Below are 23,615 nucleotides of genomic sequence, written 5' to 3'. Positions count from 1 at the left end.
AATCGGGCCAATTCTTTTTGAACATCATCAGATGGTTCAGGGATCTGTTTATTGCGATATTCAGAAATCCAACGATTTAATGTGCTAACGCCAATGCCAAAATCAGCAGCAATAATTTTACGTGGCTGAGTACTACTTAAAGCAACCTAGCAGCCTCTTCTCGAAATGTCGGGGGATTGTACGCTTCATTATATTCTCCTGTAGTCAGTATATTTAACTCAGGAGACGCACTCCACTTTTTCAGGACAGGTCCAGTCTCTATGATTAGGTTGCAGAAGATGAAACGATACCCAATGTTTTTAGTAGGTTTTATCAACCTTTCTCTCTTGCGGTCCTCCGTCTGCTTTTTATCAAATGATACTGTACAAATAGCTAAGGTCGTAGTATGTCTGTAAAGATTGGGGAAGTATCACAAGTTTGGTTTGGAAATGAACGGGAAACGAGATCCAAAAGACATATTGGCAAAATATTCATCATTTAAACAAGCACTTCCAGATATATTGATTGCCTCAGTCACCATGAATGTCCTCTCCTTGGCTCTCCCTGTATCTCTACTTCAGGTTTATGATCGTATTATTCCAAATACATCATTTGGAACATTGATCGTTCTGGTTAGTGGTGTTTTATGCGCGGTTTTTTTGGAAACGACCTTGCGAGTGGCGCGCGGTAATATTATCAGCTGGATCGGAACCAAATATGAACACCGTTTGGGGTGTGCAGCTTTTGAACAGGTTTTAAATTGTGAACGCGACAATTCCAAGCGTGAGGGGGTGGGAGATACACTGGAACGGCTGGGCAGTTTGCGTTCATCGCGTGAATATTACAGTGGGCAAATGGTTGCCTCTTTAATTGATATCCCGTTCGTTTTGGTCTTTCTGGGAATGGTCTACATATTGGGTGGTCCGATTGTTTGGGTGCCAATCGGTGTGTTGATGCTGTTTGGTCTAGTATCATTCTTTTATGGTCGACAGCTTGGCAAGGCGATCCGCACATATAATGTGTGGCGTGATAGACGGCTTAATTTCCAGATTGAGGTGCTGGGCGGTATTCACACCGTCAAGTCGCAGGGCATCGAAGCCCAGATGGAACAACGCTATTCCAAATTGCAAGATAGTGTGGCTGAAGCTGATCAGAAAATGGTTCAGCTTGATACTGCCAACCAGCATGTCAGTACTATATTTGCTCAGCTTACGATGGTTGCGGTTGCAGCTTATGGCAGTACCTTTGTGGTCAGTCAGGATATTACGGTTGGTGTGTTGGCAGCTTGTACACTGCTTTCTGGGCGCGCAATGCAGCCTTTTCAGCGCCTTACAGGATTGTGGAGCCGACTGCAAAATGTGTTGATCGCACGCGAACGTCTCAGCGGTATTTTTGATCTTCCCGTAAAAGAAGATGTAGCGGATGCAAAAGAAAGTATTGAACATGGCAACGTTACTCTTGAAAACATTACGTTCCAATATGGGGACCACCCTCCTCTGTTTGAGGACTTATCTTTAGATATTGCAGCCGGGGAATGTATTGGGATTGTGGGGGGCAACGGTGTCGGAAAAACAACATTGTTAAGCCTGTTGCGAGGGATACATGGCCTGAATGCAGGTCGTATTTTGATCGACGGGGTGGATGTTCAACACTATTCGGGTGCTGCTTTGCGAGGGCAGGGAATTGCCTACCTGCCGCAAAATGGAACCGTGTTTAACGGAACGATCCTTGAAAACCTAACGATGTTTGATAAACGTTACCGGCAGAAGGCACTGTCCCTTGCCGAAGGTCTAGGCCTAAATGAAGTTGTTGCCAAGATGTCGCAAGGTTATGAAACCGTCATCGGTAACTGTGGTAGCGATTCATTGCCACGAGGGATTCGTCAACGTATTTCCATTGCTCGGGCGTTGGTAAAGACGCCTAAAGTGGTCTTGTTTGACGAGGCAAACGCAGCCATTGACGGGCCGGGTGATGTTTTCCTACGGGATTATCTGAAAAGCCTGAAAGGACACACAACGTTGATTTTGATCTCGTCGCGCCCGTCTTTGTTACGCATTGCCGATCGTGCCTATGAAATCAGTGAAACTACGCTTCTCCCCCGGGAATTGGGACCGGTGCCGACTGCGGCGGTTGACCAAAAAACGAAGAATGAAAAAGTGTTCCAATCGACAAAAAAAGTGAGTTAAAGGGCAGGGAATAGATGGTAGAGAGAGTGGAACATATTTCCTGGAATGAACGTTCTGTGCGTGATGAACTGTCTCAGGATCAGATTATGTCGGGGCAATTGGGTGGGTTTAAGGCCGTTACCGATATTGCGGGCTGTCTTTTACCGTTGTTGACAGCGCTGGAATGGGAAGGCACGCAACGCACCCTTTCCGAAGCACTGCCCCATTTTGCGAATGAACTGGACTTGACCGATTTCCTCAATATCCTTGGAAAATTGGGTTTCAAAAGCCAAAAAGTTTCAATTTCGTTGAATGAGATCGACCCGCGTATTATGCCGTGCCTGTTTTTACCTCGCAATGGTGAGGCTATTGTTGTTTTGGGGCGCACGCACGAACATTGTAAAATTTATGACCCGGCACAACAATCTGTTTGCGAGATAACACCGGACGGACTTAAGGGAATTGCCTATGTCTTTGCGGCAACGGATGATGATTCAGGTGCGCAGGCGGGACGTAAACAAAGTTTTGTCTCGGCAATTTCGGCACGTTTTCGAGGTCTGGTCTGGCGAACTCTGATGATCAGCATGGTCAGTAATATTCTGGCCTTGGCGACACCATTGTTTATTATGGCGGTATATGACAAATATGTCTCCACTGGTTCCGATCAGATGCTTTATATGATGATCGCCGGTGTTAGCATTGCTTTGTTGGGGGACTTCTTTCTCAAAAGCCTGAAATCCAAAATGATTGCCTATATCGGTGGCCGTCTTGATCATATTATCGGTCGGGCCGTGTTCAGACAATTATTGTTTCTGGCACCGTCTTTTACGGAAATGTCCAATACAAGTTCGCAAATTTCAAGGTTGCGCGATTTTGAAACGGTGCGTGATTTCTTTTCCGGCCCTATTGCCTCAACGGTTTTCGAGGCCCCATTTGTTACGATTTTCATCATTACAATGGCGTTTTTGGGCGGCACGCTGGTTCTGGTGCCACTGGCAACCTTGTTGATTTTTGCATTGTTGCTTAAAGTATTTCTGCCGATCCTGCGTGAAAGTGTGACGGTTTCTTCGCGTGCAACAACCCGTCGTCATGATTTTATGACGGAGGCCATTACAAAACGCGATGCCTTGCAAGATATCGGTGCGCAGGATGTCTGGTTAGAACGTTATCGAAATCTGTCAGCCGAAACCTGTTTAAAAGGATATGAAGCCTCGCAAGTGTCTTCATTGTGCATGTCTTTGGCACAAGGTGTGATTATGGTTGCCGGGGTTGCAACGTTAACTTTCGGGGTTCACAAGGTGATTGCGGCGGAAATGACCGTCGGCGCTTTACTTGCCTCCATGATTATGGTCTGGTGGATTTTGCGCCCCATTCAGGTCATTTTTTTGGGGATGACACAGCTTGAACAAGTCCGCTCTTCGGTTCGCCAAATCGATAGTTTGATGGATTTGCGCAATGAACGTGAAGAAGGGAAAACGCCCGGTTTGACACAAACCTTAAAAGGTCATGTCAATTTTAACCGGGTATCGATGCGTTATACTTCGGAAACCGACCCGGCGGTCGTTGGTGTTAGTTTTGAGGCTAACCCTGGCGAACTGGTTGCTTTGATCGGGCCGAACGGTTGCGGTAAATCCACATTGTTAAAAATGCTGTTGGGGATGTATCTGCCTCAGGCTGGGGCAATTACCATCGATAATGTGGATATTCGTCAGATGGATCCGATCCAGTTGCGTCAGACTGTGGCATACGTGCCGCAGACGAACGAAGTATTTTTCGGCACCATCGCGCAAAATATCCGATTGTCGGACCCGACGGCATCGGATGCGGAAGTGGAATGGGCTCTGCACGAGGCAGATGTCTGGGATGATATTCAGAAACTACCCAAAAAATTGATGACTCGTCTGGGTGATGAACGTTCGGATTTAATACCAGATAACTTGATCCAGCGAATCGCATTGGCACGGGGATATTTGAGACGTGCCCCCATTCTGTTACTGGATGAACCGGTGAACGGGCTGGATTTTGAAAGCGATCAGGCCTTTATGAATACCCTCAAGAAAATTAAGGGCAATTCAACGATCTTAATGGTGACGCATCGGCCCAGTCACTTGCGTTTAGCAGATAAGATTGTTTACTTGGATGGAGGTGTGGTTCGTATGGCCGGGCCTGCAGCGCAGGTACTGGAACGCATACCGCAAGGGGGGTTTTAAGTCGTACGATGAGTAATGCAGCAAATATGACTTCCGGCATCATCGAGAAGAAAAAAGCGTCTCGTCAAATTCGCTATATGGCGCAATATGTTCAGTTGGAAGAACAGGGGATATCCGGTTTATCGCGTGCCGCTATTGCTTTGGTGACTTTGATTTTGGTCTGCTTTGTCGTTTGGTCAAACTTTATGAAGGTGGATGAAGTTGCCGTGACATTTGGGGCCGTTGTGCCCAAAGGGTCCGTGCGCTCTGTTCAGCACCTTGAAGGTGGTATCGTTAAAGAAACCTATGTTGAAGAACGTCAGATCGTTGAAGCTGGACAGCCTTTGCTGGAACTGGACGAGGCGCAGGTTGGGGCAGAATTGCAACAGGTTAACGCCCGTTTGCTTTCACTGAAATTACGTGAAGAACGTTTGCGTGCGACGGCTTATGACCGCGAACTGGATTATTCAAACTGGAAAGGTGCTCCGTTCAGTCTGGTGCAGGATCAGGTGGAAATCTATACGTCAACGCTGGAACGCCTGCAATCCCAACGCAATGTATTTGAACAACAGCACGATCAGAAAATTCAGGAAATTGACGCAACGCGTAACCAGCAAGCCGCTGTTGAACGCCAGTTAGCCCTGATTGAAGAAGAAGTGCAAATGCGTGGTGAATTGTACGAAAAAGGTCACGGCAGCAAGGTGTCTTTTCTGGAAGTAAAACGTGCAATGGCGGCAATGCAAAGCGAGCTGAGCCGCTTGGTAGGGCAGGAACAGTCCGCGATGGAGGCCGTTGAAGAAATCGAAGACCGTATTGCTGATCTGGAAAAAACCGAACGAAAAAACGCACTCGCCGAATTGGGTACCGTCACGGCGGAAACTTCTCAGGTTCAGGAACTTATCCACCAATTAGAAGACCGGTTTAACCGATTGCAGATCGTCTCGCCGGTGCGTGGGTATGTCAAAGATATCAAGATTAAAAGCAAAGGCGGCATCGTGCCAGCTGGTGGCATCGTGATGGAAGTCGTTCCTATTGATGACGAATTGCGTGTAGAAACCCGCATCAGCACAAAAGATGTCGGGCATGTTAATTTAGGGCAACCCGTCACGGTCAAAGTCGCCAGTTTTGATTTTGCACGTTACGGTTCGGTCAGTGGTGTTCTGGATAATATTTCGGCGACCACTTACATCGATGAAACCAACGGAGCACCCTATTACAAAGGGATTGTCAAACTGGATACGCCATATGTTGGTGAGGACCCCGAACAAAATAAAATCGTACCCGGCATGACTGTTCAGGCGGACATTATGACGGGTGAAAAAACATTGTTTCAATACTTGTTGAAACCGATTTACGTTTCTCTTCAACAGTCCTTTAGAGAACGCTAAACCGATTCAGGTGAGGTAAAGATGGCTGATAAAGATCAAGACCAGAATGTAGAAACTGGGCAAAACCAGGATACATCCTATGATGAACTGTCTTTGGACGGACAGGGTTTTTCTGCTCTGGAAGATGCGGAAGATAACTCCCTTGTCAATCAGCAGGATCCGCTGCAGGAAGATGCTGTTCAAAATGCCAATGTTCAGGGGTCCAATCGCCATATTAATCACAATAACGAAGGCGCAGCCGAAGGTCAGCAAGAAGTCATCCAAGACGACGTAAATATCATTGAAGATGATTTCCGTATTGAAAGGCTCGATGATAATGTAAATGTTGATTTTGAAAATATCCAGCCGGCCTTTAACTCCGACGAGGAGGGCGACGATGACGAAGAAGCTGCCTCGCAAGCTGACATTGAGACGCTGATTGATCCGACCCCTGAGGACATTGAAAATCCGGCCCCGGTCTTTGAGGGCGATGGTGGTGAGAGCGCGACAGGTGCGACCTTTACCTCGCCGACGACACCGGAATTTATTCCGACACCGATCCCTGCACGGGAAGATGACGAGATCATTCTGGAAGCACAGGGCCGAACACTTGAAATCGACATTCAAAACGGTGTGGAAGATAACCGTTTGTTGATTGATATTGATATTCTGGGTGGGGACGGTGATGGCGGTTCGGAAACCGTTGTTATTACGATTGAAAATGTGCCGGACGGTTTTTCTTTCCAAAATGCGGCCGGGGTGGCTGTCGGGAAACTCAATGGCAATATCTGGACCTTTACCCCAGACGAATTAAAAGATCTATATGCCGTTCCCGGTGAACATTACAGCGGCGATCAGGATTGGAATATCACGGCAACCGTCACAGAAACGACAAGCGGTGATGTTGCCTCGACCACTGAAACAATTAGCGTTCATTTTGAAGCGGTTGCGGATCAGGCCCCATTGAGTGTCCGTGATTCTGCGGGAATGGAAAATACGTGGATTGATGTTGATATCAATTCCGCGCTTGTGGATGCGGATGGTTCGGAAACGATTGCGATCTATGTGGCGGATGCACCTGATGGAGTGACCTTTAACGCCGGTGAAAAACTGACAAGCGCGGTAACACTGGATGACGGCACCGTTCTGGATGCAGGCACATGGGTGTTTAGTACGGATGATCTGGATACCCTTCAGGTTCGATCCCCTGATAATGTCAGTGATGATTTTGACCTGCGTGTGTACAGCGAAACCACAGAAGGGGCCAATAACGACAAAGCCCTGAACGGCCCGAAAAGCATCCATGTGGATGTCGGTATCGTGGATCCGACTGTCTCAGGCAGTGGCGGTGGTGATGAACGGACATGGATTGATCTTGATCTGGATGCCAGCATCAATGCCGCAGATGGTACGGAACAGATGGTTGTCTATCTGGAAGACCTGCCCGAAGGTGCGGAACTGCGTTATGTCCATAATGAAACTGTCCTGATCCCTGACAGTGATGGCCGTTATGTGGTCACGGGTGATCTGGATAATCTTCAGGTTCGCTGGGGCGATAGCTATACGGGCCAGTCGGATGCGGATATCACCTTTGATCTGCGCGCGGTTGTCACCGATGTGGACGCCGGTTCCGCCAGTGATACACCGTTGGGTGATGCGGTTGCCCCTGATACGTCTGAAACGGTTAGTACTGTCACGGTTAATGTGGATATCGTAACGGGCGAGGCGACACTGGATGTGTCGGGTAGTGGCACCGAAGATATCGCGATGGCACTGGATATTGATGCGACCCTGATCGATACAGACGGTTCGGAAACAATCACGTCTTATATGATCGAGGATGTGCCGGACGGTTTCACCTTCCAGAACGCCGCGGGTGACCCGGTGGGCAGCAAGGGGGCCGATGGCAACTGGACCATTGCGCCGGACGACATTGAAGGTTTGCATGTCAAGGCACCGCAACATTACAGCGGTGATTCTGACTGGACGATCAACGTTAACCTGCAGGAACATGACGGATCGACGGCTGTTATCTCCAAAGATTTTACTGTTCATTTTGAAGCGGTTGCGGATCAGGCCCCACTGAGTGTCAGTGATTCTGCGGGAATGGAAAATACGTGGATTGATGTTGATATCAATTCCGCGCTTGTGGATGCGGATGGTTCGGAAACGATTGCGATCTATGTGGCGGATGCACCTGATGGAGTGACCTTTAACGCCGGTGAAAAACTGACAAGCGCGGTAACACTGGATGACGGCACCGTTCTGGATGCAGGCACATGGGTGTTTAGTACGGATGATCTGGATACCCTTCAGGTTCGATCCCCTGATAATGTCAGTGCTGATTTTGACCTGCGTGTGTACAGCGAAACCACAGAAGGGGCCAATAACGACAAAGCCCTGAACGGCCCTGAAAGCATCCATGTGGATGTCGGCATTGTGGACCCGAGTGCTTCCGGCAGTGGCGGTGGTGATGAACGGACATGGATTGATCTTGATCTGGATGCCAGCATCAATGCGGCGGACGGTACGGAACAGATGGTTGTCTATCTGGAAGACCTGCCCGAAGGTGCGGAACTGCGTTATGTCCATAATCAAACTGTTCTAAGCCCAGACAGTGAGGGCCGTTATGTGATTACGGACGATCTGGATAACCTTCAGGTTCGTTGGGGCGATAGTTATACGGGGCAGTCGGATGCGGATATTACCTTTGATCTGCGTGCGGTTGTCACCGATGTGGATGCTGGCACTGCCAGTGATACACCGTTGGGCGATGCGGTTGCCCCCGATACGTCTGAAACGGTTAGCACTGTCACGGTCCATGTGGATATCGTAACGGGCCAGGCGACACTGGATGTTTCGGGCAGCGGCACCGAAGATATCGCCATGGCATTGGATATTGATGCGACGCTGATTGATACGGACGGTTCTGAAACGATCACCTCTTATATGATTGAAGATGTGCCGGACGGTTTCACCTTCCAGAACGCAGCGGGCGATCCGGTAGGCAGCAAGGGGGCCGATGGTAACTGGACAATTGCGCCGGACGATATCGAAGGCTTGCACGTCAAGGCACCGCAACATTATAGCGGTGATTCTGACTGGACGATCAATGTTAACCTACAGGAACATGACGGATCAACGGCGGTTGTCTCCAAAGATTTTACCGTTCATTTTGAAGCGGTTGCGGATCAGGCACCGTTGAGTGTCAGTGATTCTGCGGGAATGGAAAATACATGGATTGATATTGATATCAATTCCGCGCTTGTGGATACGGATGGTTCTGAAACCATTGCGATCTATGTGGCGGATGCACCTGATGGAGTGACCTTTAACGCCGGTGAAAAACTGACAAGCGCGGTAACACTGGATGACGGCACCGTTCTGGATGCAGGCACATGGGTGTTTAGTACGGATGATCTGGATACCCTTCAGGTTCGATCCCCTGATAATGTCAGTGCTGATTTTGACCTGCGTGTGTACAGCGAAACCACAGAAGGGGCCAATAACGACAAAGCCCTGAACGGCCCTGAAAGCATCCATGTGGATGTCGGCATCGTGGACCCCAGCGTTTCCGGCAGCGCCAGTGGCGGGGAAGATCAGTGGATTGCCCTCGATCTGGAGGCTCAGGTTAATGCGGCTGATGGCAGCGAGACATTGTCGTTATATATTGAAGGGTTACCCGATGGTGTGGATGTTCGGTATGCAGATACGAAGGACCCGGTTGCCCTTGTTGACGGACGTTATGATATCTCGGGCAATATTGGGAATATTGAAGTCCAGTGGAATCAAACAACACACGCCCATAGCGAAGAAGATTTTTCTTTCCAATTGCGCGCGGTTGTCACCGATGTGGATGCTGGCACTGCCAGCGATACGCCGCTGGGTGATGCGGTTGCCCCTGATACATCTGAAAGTGTGACGACTGTTGAAGTGGATGTAAAAGCCATTGCGGATAAAGCCAATATCACGGGAAAAGCTGTCGGTGTTGAAGATCAGTGGCTGGATTTTGATCTGGATGTCTCGTTAAAAGATACGGACGGGTCTGAATCTATTACCAGCATTATTGTTTCCGGTGTGCCCGACGGCGTCGAGTTGAATAATGGTACGGAAATTCTGGATGCGTCGAACCAGCCGACAGGAAAATGGTCCCTTGAACTGAGCGATCTGGATGATTTGAAAATCAAACCGGTTGATGACAGTAACGAAAATTTCCAACTGAAAGTATCGGTCACGACACAAGAACAATCCGATGGCGATGATGTGGCGACGAAGACCACGACAACCAATAAAAATGTTACGGTTCAGATTTTTGGGGATGCTGACCTGCCGACGGTGGATGTGATTAGTGATCCGCAGACAATTACGGAAGATCAGTTCTTTAACCTGCGCAGTTCCATTAACGGGGAATATGCTGTTGACGGGGATTTGAGCGAAGCGGGATCTGCGGATCAGGCAAGCAGTCAGGATGGATCCGAGGCGCTGACTTTCCGCATTACACCGCAAGAAAGTGGTGCCCGTCTTGCCATTTCATCTGATGGAAATATCAGCAGTGATGAGCTAGTTGATTTACCGGCGGAAGGGTATTGGACGGTCAGTGCCCAGGATGTCTTTGACGGCAAGGTTTATGTCGGTGGGGCGGAAAACTGGTCCAGTGCCAACGGGGCGGCATCGGCGCTTCATTTTGATGTACAGGCAGTTGCAACGGAAGATGACGCCAGCCTAGATGACAGTGCATTAGATGGAACGGGGCTGAGCCGTGAAGGTGTGGCGATTAGCGATAGTGAAACCCTGACCCTTGTTGTGACACCGGATGCGGATGGTACACATATCAGTGGCAATGCCAGCGGGAATGAAGATCAAAGCGGTGGTATTCGCTATCAACCAAAAATTACAATGATTGATAGCGATGGCTCGGAAGAGTTGACGGGCAATGTTGTGATTACTTCCAGCGATAGTGATTTGCTGACCGGTGAGCTGAAATTGGACGGCAACATCCTGACACCGACGGATAATGGTGATGGAACATATAGCTGGGAGTTCCCTGTTTCCAGCCTGACTTCGACGGGCACAGCCGGACAATATAAATTGACGGACCTGTATTTCTTCCCTGAAGAACATAATGCGAATGATGTCAATTTGACGATCACCGTGACAACAACGGAAACCGCAACAGGTGACACCCGTGTAACCACCAGCAATGGCAAAATTTCTGTACGTGCCATTGCCGATGCGCCGAATGTACAAGTGAATGAAGCCGATGCAAGCGGTGTGGTGACGGGAACGGAAGATACCTATATTGATCTGGGGCTAGATGCACAACTGGTGGATACGGACGGGTCGGAAGAGTTGACCAAATTCCGTCTGTATGACGTGGAGGATGGCTGGGAAGTCGGCTATCTGGACGGGGCAGGTGATTTTACCTCTGCCAGTGATAAGGGATCTTATTGGGATCTGGATGGTGACAAGCTGGATCAGGTTGTGGTGCGTGCCCCTGCCGATACGCATACAGACAGCGGCGTCACAATGAAATTTAAAGTCTATTCTACCGAGCAGGAAAGCGGCTGGCAGGTTAAAACAAAAGAGGCGTCCACCACACAGGAATTTACTGTGAAAGTGGTTGCGGATGCCGATACACCCAGCGTGATTACCAAAAATGCCACCGGTCTGGAAGATACGCAGATTGAACTGGAAATCCGCCCGGCATTAGGAAGCGATACGGATGGTTCGGAAAGCCTAAGTGTCCTTTTGGAAAATATTCCCGATGGTGCAGCCTTTTATAACAGTGATGGTGATAGTGTTGGGCAACGGGTATCACTGGATGGAAGCGGTAATATTGTTGCCGATGCCAACGGGGACTACTGGTATTTTGAAAATGGCGACTGGGAAGCCCTGTTTGTGCAGCCACCGGAAGATTCAAATGAAGATTTTGATATCAACGTCATTGCCCGTACCACAGAAGCCAGCAACGGCGATTATGCCGAGGCGACATCAAACTTGCATGTGGATGTGATCGGGGATGCCGATAAGCCTAATGTAGGCGATGGTCCGGTTGTCATTACCGGGGATGAGGATAGCGAAATCAACCCCGATCTGGCACAGTTTGCCTCTAAAGACACGGATGGGTCGGAAAGTATGTCTGTTGTGATTTCAGACATTCCCAATGGTGTTGATGTGTATATGAGCACCGGCAACGAAGACTATATGTCGTATATCGGTAACGGCAAATGGTCGGTAGATGCAGATCATCTTGATGATGTGCGGATGTCAACGTCAAAAGATTTTGCAGGAACGAAAGAATTAACCGTCAAGTTTATATCGACGGAAAATGACGGTGATGTTAACGCCCTGACCCGTACCGTTCAATTGACGATTGAGGCCGAAGCGGATAAGCCCGTTGCCTCGATCGGGGCATCTGTGATTGAAGACAGTGCCTCAATTCAATTGAATATTACGGCAAAACCCAGTGATTTAACCAGCGAAAGCCCGGAAGAGATCACCCAGATTGTCATTAACGTGGATGAAAGCGGCTTGCCGTCGGGGACAGAATTGAAACTGGTGTATAACGGTCAGACTTATGACGTCAGTGCATCCGGTGATGATCTTGTTATCAATGTGGATGCACATACCGCAGGCTATGACAGTGCCAGCGGCAAACTGGAAGGCGTTGTGCTGGAAGGTGTTCCGGCCCATTGGTCCAAAGATATCCCGATTACTATGTCGGTGGAATCAACCGATGTGGATGGATCAACTGCGACAAAAGATGTAAGTTCCAAAGTCCGTATTATGGCTGATGCCGATCCGCTGGAAACTTTTGAAATCAATGGTAGTGTGACGGGGACAAGCGGAACGGATGTGTCGTTGGGGCTGGATGTTGCCTATGTAGATAGTGACGGCAGTGAACAGGCCTATCTGGTTGTTGAAAATGTGCCGAACGGGGCCAGCCTGAATATGGGCTTCAGTATTGGTGGCGGTATGTGGATCGTGCCCGGTGATGCAGATTTGAATACGCTGGCATTCCGGTCCGATTACAGTGGGACTGTGACGCTTGATGTCCGTGCGGTTGTTGTTGATAGTGACCCGGACGGCGGTAGCGACCGCTATGAAATGGATCCCATCAGTGTGAATGTGCAATATAATGCCTCTGGCGGGGGGGAACCGGCTTGGGATACAAACCCTTGGGGCGCAGATCCGGCAGCACCTGATGTATCGTCCACGATTTCCGCTGTGGAAGATCAAAGCTTTAATCTGAACGACCTGACAATGACGGTGAATGAACCGGGGGCTTCGGCCTCGGCAATTGTCATTACCAATTTGCCGGCAGGGGCATCTATCAGTGGGGCCTATTATAATCCGGTAGATGGCAGTTGGGTCGTGCCTTATGATGAACGGGCCAATGTTTCCATTAAACCGCCGGCTGATTTTTCCGGTGAAATGCAGGCCGATATTGCGGTCGTCAGCGTTGAAGGCGGTGTCGCAGTTTCTTCAGAAAGCAGTACAATCGTGATTGCTGACGTTGCTCCGGTTACAGATGGCGGCCGCTTCAGCGGCGGGGCTGCAACAGGCAGTAACTTGCACGAAGATGGCGGTGTGGTCGATCTGGATTTGACATTGTCACAACTGGATGATGACCTTTCAGAAGGGATGACGGCGGATCAGGTAACGATTTCCAACGTGCCGGATGGGGCAACCCTATATTTGAACGGCGTTGAATTAACACCGGATGTAAATGGTGAATATGTACTGGATGTGGGTAGTATTGATGGGCAATCATCGCTGGATATTGATGGGCTGAGCATTCGACCGCCTGCAAATTTTGACGGCAAGATTTCCTTGCAACTTGAAACCACGTTCCAAGATCAGACAGGGGCGCCAAAAACAGTGACTGGGTCTGTTTCGCTGGATATCGAAGCGGTTGCGGATCAACCTGATTTGACGGCGCAAGATGTTAACGGGACGGAAGATCAGTTGATCAGTCTTGACCTAAACGCTTACAACCCGGATGTAACCGGTCAGTATGGGTCCGAACAAATGTCTGTGGTAATTGGTAATGTACCGGATGGGGCGGTTATTATCGGGGCCACCAATAATGACGATGGCACGTGGACTGTTAAAAATGCCAATATTGATTTTGCAACCGGCGATATCAGCAATGTGAAATTGTTGGCCCCTCGTAATTTCAGTGGCACGCTCTCGTTGGAATTGAAAGCCTATAGCATTGAAAATTCCAATGATGCGGTTGCTGAAAATACGGTCAGCTTTAATGTAGATGTGGTCGGCGTTGCTGATACACCGGATATTGATCCGTCTGCCGTAGGCGGTGTTGAAGATAGCGAAATCGCCTTGGTCCTCAATGAACAGCTTGGCGATGCAAGTGAGACGTTATACGTCACTGTATCTGATGTACCCAACGGTGCCAGCTTTACGGATGGTAATGGAAATGACATTGGTGTTGAGGTCAAAATCGACAGCAACGGACAACCGGTTCTGGATGCCAATAATCAACCGGTGCCGGTTGATAGTGGTACGTCTTCGGGGGCATGGTATTTCACTGCGGCACAAGTCGGCAGCGGCGTGTTCTTTGTTGCAGCGGCCCATGCGTCGGGCACTTATACTATGAATGCGGTTGCCACATCGGTTGACGGGGACAGTGTCGCCCATAGTCTGCTGGAAGATTTCAATGTCAGTGTGACAGGGCAGGCCGATACACCGATCTTGTCAATCGGAGATTTGACAGACGCACTGGATGGTTTCCATGCTGTTGGAAATGAAGATCAAAGCGGCGGGATTGCACTGGATATTTCGGCCAGTCTGGTTGATACGGATGGTTCGGAAACGTTACAGGTTATTTTGACGGGCGCACCGGATGGTACAACGTTTGTTTCCAACGGGGTTACGATCTCGGTCAATGCGCAGAACCAATGGATCGTCGATGCCGACCAGTTGGCAGACTTGCATATTGTGACGCCGGAAAATTATAATGGTAGTTTCCAGTTGAATGTGGAAGCCCGCAGCGAAGAAAACGGCACAACCGCTACTCAGACAGCACAACTGGATGTCAATGTAGAGGCCGTCAACGATGCCCCGGAACTGAGCCTTGCAAATCAGGATCAGGGTCTATCGGGGCTGGTCGCTGAACCTATAACGATTTTACCGGATGCAGCCGATTCCGGTCTGCAACTTGGTATTACGGATGTAGATGGGAATGAGCTGTCAGGAATGACAATTCAAATTACCGATGGTGTAGATATGGGCGATAGTCTGGGCCTGCACGGGGTCGATATTACCTTGGGGACTTCCGGGAATTTGTTGATCGATGGAACGGATATTTCAGTTTCTTATGATCAGGCAACGGCGATTCTGTCTTTTCAAGGGGCAGCAGACCACGATACTTACGCCAGTTTGGCAGAAAAAGTGGTCTTTACAAATTCCACGGGTCAGTTTGAAGGCGGCGAGCGAACCTTTACCATCAATGTCTATGATGATGCTGGTTCGGCGGGTACGCTGGAGACAACCACAACCATTTCCAACGACGGGGCGCAATTATCGTCTGATGCGATGGCGGGTGTGAACTGGGGTGTCAATGGCGTCTCCGTGACAGGTACGGCTGGTGATGAACAATTTATTATCAATTTCGGTGATGTAAATAGCATTAACGGCGGCGGTGGGGATGATACGTTATTCCTGCGCGGCAGTGCCGGTGAAGATGGCGACTGGTTGTTCAATATCAATGAAGATGGCTCTATGATCCTGACATCGGCAAGTGATTCTGATCTGTCGGGCTTTATTTCATTGGATAATGGAACGCTTAATCAAGATGAAACGGATGCACATAACATCATCTTTGACGGTGATGCCAGTGGGACAATTCAATTTGAAGGGGGCGAAATTATAGAATTCACCGATTTGGACAAAGTATCTTTCTAGAGCGTTTCCTGCTTATTCTGGCTATAGCCAGCTGCTTTAAAAAAATCTGGTGTCTCGCGGCTTCAAAGGGCTTGTCAGATTAAAATCGTTTTGACGTCTACTCTCTGAATTTATAAGCTTGGCTATGATAAAATCCAACTCCTTCCGTTACTTTAGAACGTCATCTGAAGTTATTCAGCTTGCCGTGATGATGTATGTCCGTTTCAATCTGTCTTTACGCAACGATCTGCTTCATGAGCGGGGCATTGACTTCACGCATGAAACTGTTCGCTTTTGGTGGAACCGTTTTGGTCCAATGTTCGCTCATCAGATTAGGAAAAAGCGGGTTTATCCAACGCCATAATTTTCATCATGGCGATGGTACCTGGATGAGGTGTTCGTTAAAATCAATGGGGAATTACATTACTTGTGGCGTGCCGTTGATCATGACGGTGAAATCCTGGAAAACTATGTAATCAAAAGCCGGAACCGGAAGGCAGCTCTCGCTTTTATCAAAAATCGATGAAACGCTATGGCACGCCACATTCTATTGTTACTGATAAAATGCCATCTTATGAAGCCGCCATGAAAGAGATAGGAAACAGCCCGAAACAGGATACGGGGCGGTGGCAAAATAACAGAGTGGAAGATTCCCATCTATCGATACGAAGGCGAGAAAATGCGATGTACAAGTTCCGTCTTGAGGAGAAGTTGCAGAAGTTTACTTCTGTTCATTCGGCTTTCCATAACCACTTTAATTTTGACAGACATATAACCAAAAGAGATAATTTTAAAGCACAACGCGATGCTGCTCTTGCTGAGTGGCGGAAACTTTGCGCAGCCTAAAGTCTGTCGTCACTGGGGCAGTTAGAGGTCTTAGAGTTTGTCTGACAAGGCCAGCTAAATGATTGAGATATAATCCGGTTTTTCCGCACAGTCCCAATGGGAGCTGTAACGAATTCCATCATTATGTGAGACAAGATTTCAAGAGTTCAGGGTGTAGGATGGTAAACTCCAAGACAGTAACAACTGTTGCCCGTGAAACTTGAGGAGATGCCTGATTTTGCTTTATTGTGACTTCCATGAGTTTTAGTCGTGAACTCATAAATTTAGACCTTGGCGTTTTTGTGTTGACCTCAAGAGGCGTCATTTTACCGGGAAAGACGCTTGCCCAGTTTTTTCGGATACGTTCCCTAATTTTCGGGTCGGCTTTTGTTGGGTCTTCATATTCAAGTTGTAGCCGTTCGATTGGAAAAGCTCTTGTAATGATGCTTAGAAATTTTTTCAGCCGTGTGGGATGCTTGAATTGAATACCTCTCTTGGATTGATCGCTGCCCAAAATGATATCTTGAATGAAATCAGTCAGGCAGGAAGGTGATCTTTCATGTTCCTGCATGAGAACGGCGTGTAAGTCTTGCATATCCTCAAGATCGCAATTGCGTAGATCTGTGAAGGGGAAGACATAGGGTTGGTTCGTGCCTTTTCTAACGACGACAGGAAAGCGATTTGATTTACGGGTCGTTTTCAGAAGTGCCAGGTTGTGACTTGTCTGAATCGAAGCCTCAATTTGACTTCTTATGTCATCCGGCCAATGGGACCCTAAATCCCGTCCGAGGACGACATAATGATACAAGATTGTTTGCATGTTTTCTTTTGTGAACTGGTGGACTTGAATGGGGGCGGTTGTTTTTACCTGTTTGGCTTTTGTGTTTCTCAAAGTTTTGACTTTCTTGGCAGCGGTTAGGTTCTTGAGTGCCAAGTTGGCGATGGTTCGCCATTGATTGTCAGATTTCGTAATTCTTGTTGATTGATTTTTTGAATGCGCAAACAGGTTTGCAACTTCTGTTGGCGCCAGTCGATCACATCTTTTTTGAATAGTCTTGAACCAAAGCAAGTCATTTAAATGCAAGTAATGTGAAAAGGTAGTATCCGGTTCTGCATGTCCGGCCATTTTAGCCAGATGGTGATAAGCCGCCATACCTTGGTTTCCACCTTCAAAAGCATAGTCGTACAGACGTTTCGCTTCTTCTTGGCTGTAGGCTGTGAATTGTGAAATTAGCTCAGAATCTTGCGTAATTATGAGCTGCATTCTGGTTAGGGCTGAATGCCGAAGGTGATGGAAACTCAGATGTTTGCGCCCAGATATATTTTTCAGCAGATCGGATATGAGGCGCCCGACTTCTGTGCTATTCCATTGACGATCCGATTTGCCATCATGATGAAAAATAAGGTGGTTTGGACGCCGAGGTAGGTACAGCAGAAATCTGGAAACAATCTCATATTCCTTTGTGGGTAAAAGCAGCCATACAGGGGAAGGCCTTCGGGAGTTTTTGGATTTGTTCCGGCCAAAGAAGTTATCCCGGACAAACAAGTTGATTTGTTGCTTTCCTTCAATGTCGGATGTTGTCAGTTTGACCAATTCCCCAATTCTTAAACCCGTTCGATAGGCGAGAATTGTCAAGATTTCCAATTGTATCTTTGTATTGTTGGGTAAGTGCTTTGACTGACGAATAGAAAGTCGCAAAGCTTCAAAAAGGCTTTCATCAACGAAACCCGCCTTTACAAATGACAGGCGATTGGGGGAACCTGATATAAGAGGAAAATCTAGCGGTATCAGGCGGTTGTGGGATGCATGGAAGCGGTGAAAATCAAGTAAGCGGAAGGCGGTCCGGTCACGCTCTGAAACCTTCGTCTTTCTCTCAATAACTTGTTGGTAGATTTCATGCCAATCTTCTGACGAGATATTTTCCAGTTTGTCGAAGTGAATTTCGAGGATGAGGAATTTTGAAATCTGTCTGAGGTAGGTTTGAACTGAGCCTAAAACAATGTCACGTTCTCTCAAAAGGTAAATGGCCCATAATTTGAGATGGTTGATAATTTCAGATTGAAAAATTGTGTTTTCCAGAGAATTGGCAGCTTGTTTGGGGCGTGTTTCTTTATTGAGAATTTGGTATAGAGATTTTAACTCGTGAAACGCGATATCCCGGTTGAGGTCGTTCTGTTGTTGTCTTTGATGCTTACCGTTTGTAAAGGCTAGGCCGTTCTGTCCAATTTCGCAAAGAGTATAGGTGTTCAGTCCTAATAGGCCTTTAAAATCACTTGTGGGTAAGGATGATGTTTTCAATCGACCGGTTGTTGTTTCAATTAAATATTCTGGCAAGTGAATTCCAACTTGAAACTCAACTCCGGCATAGGCAATTGTGCATAGCGTCTTGAGTTTGTTTTTGCCCGGAATTCTCAGGCGGCTGAGGCAGAGTTGATCTGTCACGCGATGAATTAATGCCCAAATTTCATCTTCATGTGGTGTAAGGTGCTTTGGAGATGCTTGGGTAAGATATTGATCAAGCAAGGAAAGCGTCAAGTCATCCAGAAACCAACGCTTTAAAACTAGTTCTTTGTCATCCTGTCGAACATTTGGGTTTGAATGAAAATCTTCATAAATTAAATTGAGCCAGACAAGGCCGTTATGGCGTTGTAGTTGAAACTTTGAGCCATTGAGCTCGCGCAAAAATGATTTCAAGGCAGGGAGCGTTGCCAAGCCACCATAAGTCATTGCACTTAAAAGAAGGTAACACGCGAGGGCATCTGGATTGTCGTGCAAGGGTGTAGTTTTGACGATGCTTTCAAATATTTGAAACCACTCTCTAAATTGGTTGCACAGCATAAAATGGCCAAGTGTTCTCCGAACGGGTCGTCGCACGGCTCTGTTGATTTGTCGTGCTTTAAGCAGGTTCCAGTTTTCTTCATGATTTACCTTATCAATGAAGTGGTTGAGCTGGCTAATAAATAGGCGTTTGGCATTCAGGCTTATTTTTGCCTGATGGATTTCATCAACGCAAGCTTTGAGGTTTTGCGCATGGTTGGTGGCTAAACGAGGATGTTGATGCAGGTTGGGAAAATGCTTTTTCAGCATATTTGGGAAAGCGACTTTAAATTTTTTAATGGCGTTTAACCGTTTTTTCTTTCTCGCGTTCCTGCCAGACTGAGAGTTTCTGCGAATGGTCATATGTTTGTCTCCTGCCAGCCGGAGGTTTTTTCAATTTGAAGCCCTGTGAGGAGGGATTGGATTTTTGCCGCAAGATCAGCGTATCTCTGCATTGAAAAATGTGAAAAGGGATTACCGGCCTCTTCCCCAAAGTCAGCATGCCCAAAGAAGTTGGAGATGGCATGTGGACAACAATCTTTTGCAATCAGCTTGCTATAGAGAAAATGTCTTGCCCAATTGCCTTTTAAATTCGGCAAATCAACTAAGTTTTCCATCTCTGTAACAATGTTGGGTGCAACAGGCAGTAATTTGTCACCCGTGATGAAAAACAGGAAGTCACTCTTCCCTGAAAGAGAGTTGTCAATCTCAGTGGCGAGTTCAGGTTGCAAGAGGGAATGATAATATTGGGAGGCGTGGAGATGGTTGATATATTGAAGAACTTGGTTTCGTGCGATTGGAGCGAGCGGTAAAATCCGCGAAGATTGTTCTTGTCGATTTTCCTTGTCGCAGATCCAGATTTGTCCATGGTTAAGATCAAAATCTGTTATTTTTTCAAAGGGGCTGCCAACAGCTCGGTGGCCCGTTGCCAAGGATAGAACTTCATGTGTGTAAAAAGTCAGTGCATTATGGCAGGTATGCCAATTTCGAGCATTTTTCACAGCCGTTTTAATTGTCGTGAAGCGCTGTTGAACGACTTTATCTAAAGCAATGGAATTGCTGCCGATGAGCTGGTTTGATTTGGCTTCTGGGAGACTGAGCTCTGTCAGGTGTGTAAGTGTTTTTATGTAGTTGATAAACCTTTGGTAGGTTGAGGAAACCGTATGTCTTTCCAAACCACAATAAAAAAGAGAGGGATTGTGTTTGGCGGTTTGCCCCGTGATCGCTGCGATTATCGGCTTTTGAACGCCCTGCTGGATATAAAATCTCTGAGAAATTTCTGCCAACCTGTTTTGTGACAGTCTGTTTTTGAAATGCCGATTGAGCAGGGACAGGTGCGAAGAAAAATCAATATCTTTGTTCCGCCCATCGTTTAAGATCTCTCGCAATGTGCCTGACAAAGCAAGAGGGATGGGCAAATAAATATCTTTTCTTACTGAAACATACTGGTCACCTGAATTTTCCGGTAAATTCAGCACGGAGACAAGACAGATAAATTCTTTGACGACAACCCATTGATCGCCTTTTGAGGTTTTTTCCCTCTTTTTCAATTTCAGGCGAATGAGGTCTTCAACTCTGCGGCCCGTCAGGATCGATATGCAAAGAAATAAAGCGGTGACATTGCCGCCTTGGGCTGCGTAGAATTGGTGCCGGAACAATCTTGAAATTTCGTTACCCGACAGATGTCCCCAGTCGAAAATGCTTTTGATCGACTTCCGTGTGATGGCATTGGCGATATCCTGCCCGCGAATTTCACGTTCGGTCTGGCTTCGTTTGTTTTCAGAAGAATGCTGATCGTTAATTTCAATAGTGAGACTGGGTTTCGAATGGTCGTGGGTTTGCTCTTCCTGTGCGATTGAGGGGTTTATCTGTTCTGGCAGGTCCACCAAGAATGTAACTTTCTGATCACCAAACCAGATTTTTCCCTGCTTTGCTTCGATGTGAGGCCTGTTCGCGCGATCCCCTTTGTCGGACAGCTGCTGTTCGCTTTTCCCGTTGGCAGAGCGATTGTCGACCAAAGATTTGAGTGGATGGAGAAATTCCTTAAATCTTCTGATTTCACCAAAAGGCACATTGCTTTGCTGCGCTTCTAAAGCGGCAACGAGCTCATCGGGTGAAGAAATGGAATTTGGAATAAGCTTTAGAAGCCATTGCCCCTTTTTTGTTGTCATGGTTCGGATTGCGTAACAGAATTTCTTTAGATCCTGAAATGATCGGCCAGTTGCCAAATACCAAGCAAAAACCATGACCCCCAGTGCTTTGAGGTCGTTCAAAGTTTGGAGGTGTGGTGAAACCCCTTCAAAATTACACGCAAGCATTGCCGCGAGAGGGTAGTCGGTGATCTTTTTCCCTTTGCGGATTTTTTGAGCAAGAGCAAATAGGTCAATGGATGATGTTTCCGGTGCAATTTCATCCCAGTTGACGAATTGCTCTGTGAGGGGCAGTTGAATTTGAAAATTATTTTTTGCGCGACGGATATAAAAAATTGCGAGAGAAACGAGTTGTTGATTTGCCTGATCAGAAGGCACGAAGGGCGTTACAGCAGTGAAGAGAAGGCTGTTCATCTTTTTTCTCCTGCAAATTTTTTGTGCTGGTTACGTAATTCTTTGTGGGTCAGACCTAAGACGTTGGCCGTCGGACGGACATGAAAAAGGGGCTGGCCAAAATAATTTTCGCAAATGGCTGCATCCATGCGGGAGGCGACAGCGGATTGGAGGCTCGCAAGGCCTTCGTTACGGTCGAGATTGAAGATTTTAATATTTGTTAGGAAGTTGGCCGCAATCTGTTTGATAATGTCATCGCTGACGTTTTCAAAAACGCGAAGAGCCCAAGTCTTTGTCTGTTGTTCTCGCAAGATGCGCACGACTTCAAAATCGGAAAAAAAGTAATATTTTTTTCGCATTTTCACGGCACAAATGATGGAAAATGTCTGAATGTTGTTGAGGTCGGTGGCACTCAGTTGCCTTGGCGACCAATGCCGTTTAAGTTCCTGCCATGCTTGAGCATAAGGCAGCGCAAGCGGGTGAATTTCAAGGTGTGACGTCTCTGAATTGACATAGGTGATGCGAGTTTTCATTGTTTGATGAGCTTCTGTTTGATCCTATGTCATCAATCGCATCTTTTCTTTGAGTTTCGCGCCCGTTCCAGATGAGATTTAATCCTAGAAAAACAGGCCACACAAAACTGTTGTGAAACATAAACACTTTTATTGCCTCAATGAAAGTCCCGACTATCGACCTTAAACGGGGCCTTTTGGTCTTTATTTTCTTTGGTAAGTTCGCTCACTGTTTTGGTTTGTGGGGGAATGGCCCTGGAGATATTGCGCGGGTGGGTGCGTGTCCGGCTGCGGATCGTGGTGGTCTGGCTAAGCTCATGAAGCAGGTCGGAAAGATCAAAGAGTCAAGAAGATTTAGTTTTGGGATTCAAACGCTACTGCGATAAAGCTTTGTCCCACATGCCTTGCAGGAATGGATGAAAAGCCGCGCTCCTGGGGACGCACCACAATAACTGCGCCATATCGCACTGCTTCCACAACGGCAACAACGTGGAGCCCGTCTGGTTCTACAATCTGGATGTTTGCGTAAATACTTATTTTGTGTGGGAAGCATGAAAAACTGAACGGTACCCACAAGGGCAGATGTGACCATCCAAAGGAAGAGGCTTGCGATAGCAAGCCCTACAAGTATTGTGATAAGATCCATTTCAAACCTCACATTTGTAAAGAGCGTGGGATTAAAACTGTGAGGCTTCTTTTTTCTTTTGCGCTTGATTGTTTTCTTGGACTGTTTTGCTGAAAGATTTGAGCAAATCAGTTGAAACGTAGCTGATGGACATTTGAAAACTCATGTGGGGTGCATCAAGCTGAATGATCGCATTCGGTGCTTTATATTCCGCAAATTTATTGCCAACAAAGGGGACTTCTCTTCTCGAGAGTTGATATTTGCTGGCAACATGGTCTTCCAGACTCTTAAAGTTATGCTTTGAACTGTTGAATGTAATGCCTTGCAGGTGATCTTTGGCATCGAAAATGAGTTGAATGGTTTTTATATCTTTTACAGCGATATGACTGACATCAACTTCGTAAACCGGTCCATGAGAATATTTGTTTGTGCCGATGTTTTTCATAGTGCTGCGAGCTTCGATGACCTTAGTCTTGGAGGAGTGAAGGGTATCCACCCCAATCTCAAATCCGAAAGGCGTTGCTATCTCGGCAGCTAAAACTGCTTGAGTGCTGATGGTCAAGGAAAGTAAAAATAAGAAAAAATGCAAAATAAGCATAAGCTCTCTCTTTCATGTCTGAATGCCTTCAGTAAGGAGGCATAAATTTAATTAAAGACTGATTATATTCAGTAAATTTTAGCGTGCA

Annotated in this window: 8 protein-coding genes and 1 pseudogene; 5 read left to right on the top strand and 4 right to left on the bottom strand. The window is 47.2% G+C overall.

Annotation, left to right across the window (positions count from 1 at the left end; genetic code table 11):
- The first annotated feature begins 428 nt into the window (after window positions 1-428).
- The 5 genes and pseudogenes from ACN0VA_RS11630 to ACN0VA_RS11610 all read left to right on the top strand — a co-directional run bounded on the left by ACN0VA_RS11630 (window position 429) and on the right by ACN0VA_RS11610 (window position 16,452).
- On the top strand, window positions 429-2,165 hold the full coding sequence (locus ACN0VA_RS11630; protein ID WP_417821317.1) for a peptidase domain-containing ABC transporter: 1,737 nt from the start codon (window positions 429-431) through the stop codon (window positions 2,163-2,165).
- Between the two features lie 26 nt (window positions 2,166-2,191).
- Window positions 2,192-4,354 (top strand): peptidase domain-containing ABC transporter, encoded by a 2,163-nt coding sequence (locus tag ACN0VA_RS11625; protein WP_417821316.1) that lies wholly within the window; start codon window positions 2,192-2,194, stop codon window positions 4,352-4,354.
- Between the two features lie 8 nt (window positions 4,355-4,362).
- Window positions 4,363-5,721 carry an HlyD family type I secretion periplasmic adaptor subunit gene (locus tag ACN0VA_RS11620; RefSeq protein ID WP_417821315.1) on the top strand — a complete coding sequence of 453 codons (1,359 nt, stop codon included), beginning with the start codon at window positions 4,363-4,365 and terminating at the stop codon, window positions 5,719-5,721.
- Window positions 5,722-5,742: 21 nt separating this feature from the next.
- Window positions 5,743-15,627 carry a hypothetical protein gene (locus ACN0VA_RS11615; protein WP_417821314.1) on the top strand — a complete coding sequence of 3,295 codons (9,885 nt, stop codon included), beginning with the start codon at window positions 5,743-5,745 and terminating at the stop codon, window positions 15,625-15,627.
- A 373-nt stretch (window positions 15,628-16,000) separates the two neighbouring features.
- Window positions 16,001-16,452 (top strand): annotated as a pseudogene (locus tag ACN0VA_RS11610) (IS6 family transposase).
- Window positions 16,453-16,573: 121 nt separating this feature from the next.
- Here ACN0VA_RS11610 and ACN0VA_RS11605 read toward each other — a convergent pair.
- From ACN0VA_RS11605 to ACN0VA_RS11590, 4 genes are all read right to left on the bottom strand, one after another.
- Window positions 16,574-19,612 carry a tyrosine-type recombinase/integrase gene (locus tag ACN0VA_RS11605; RefSeq protein WP_417821313.1) on the bottom strand — a complete coding sequence of 1,013 codons (3,039 nt, stop codon included), beginning with the start codon at window positions 19,610-19,612 and terminating at the stop codon, window positions 16,574-16,576.
- Window positions 19,609-21,813: a hypothetical protein gene (locus tag ACN0VA_RS11600; protein ID WP_417821312.1), complete on the bottom strand. Its 2,205-nt coding sequence runs from the start codon at window positions 21,811-21,813 to the stop codon at window positions 19,609-19,611. Before ACN0VA_RS11600 ends, ACN0VA_RS11605 begins: the two co-directional genes overlap by 4 nt.
- Entirely contained in the window at window positions 21,810-22,325 is a 516-nt protein-coding gene (locus tag ACN0VA_RS11595) for a hypothetical protein (RefSeq protein ID WP_417821311.1), read from the bottom strand. Before ACN0VA_RS11595 ends, ACN0VA_RS11600 begins: the two co-directional genes overlap by 4 nt.
- Before the next feature lie 656 nt (window positions 22,326-22,981).
- The gene (locus tag ACN0VA_RS11590) at window positions 22,982-23,527 is read right to left on the bottom strand and encodes a hypothetical protein (protein WP_417821310.1); all 546 of its coding nucleotides are present in this window, start codon (window positions 23,525-23,527) and stop codon (window positions 22,982-22,984) included.
- Between the last annotated feature and the right edge of the window lie 88 nt (window positions 23,528-23,615).

This window comes from Terasakiella sp. (genome assembly GCF_048267425.1).
Classification (GTDB): domain Bacteria; phylum Pseudomonadota; class Alphaproteobacteria; order Rhodospirillales; family Terasakiellaceae; genus Terasakiella.
Note: the sequence above shows the minus strand (reverse complement) of the source record. Positions and strands in the feature narration are given on the sequence as shown.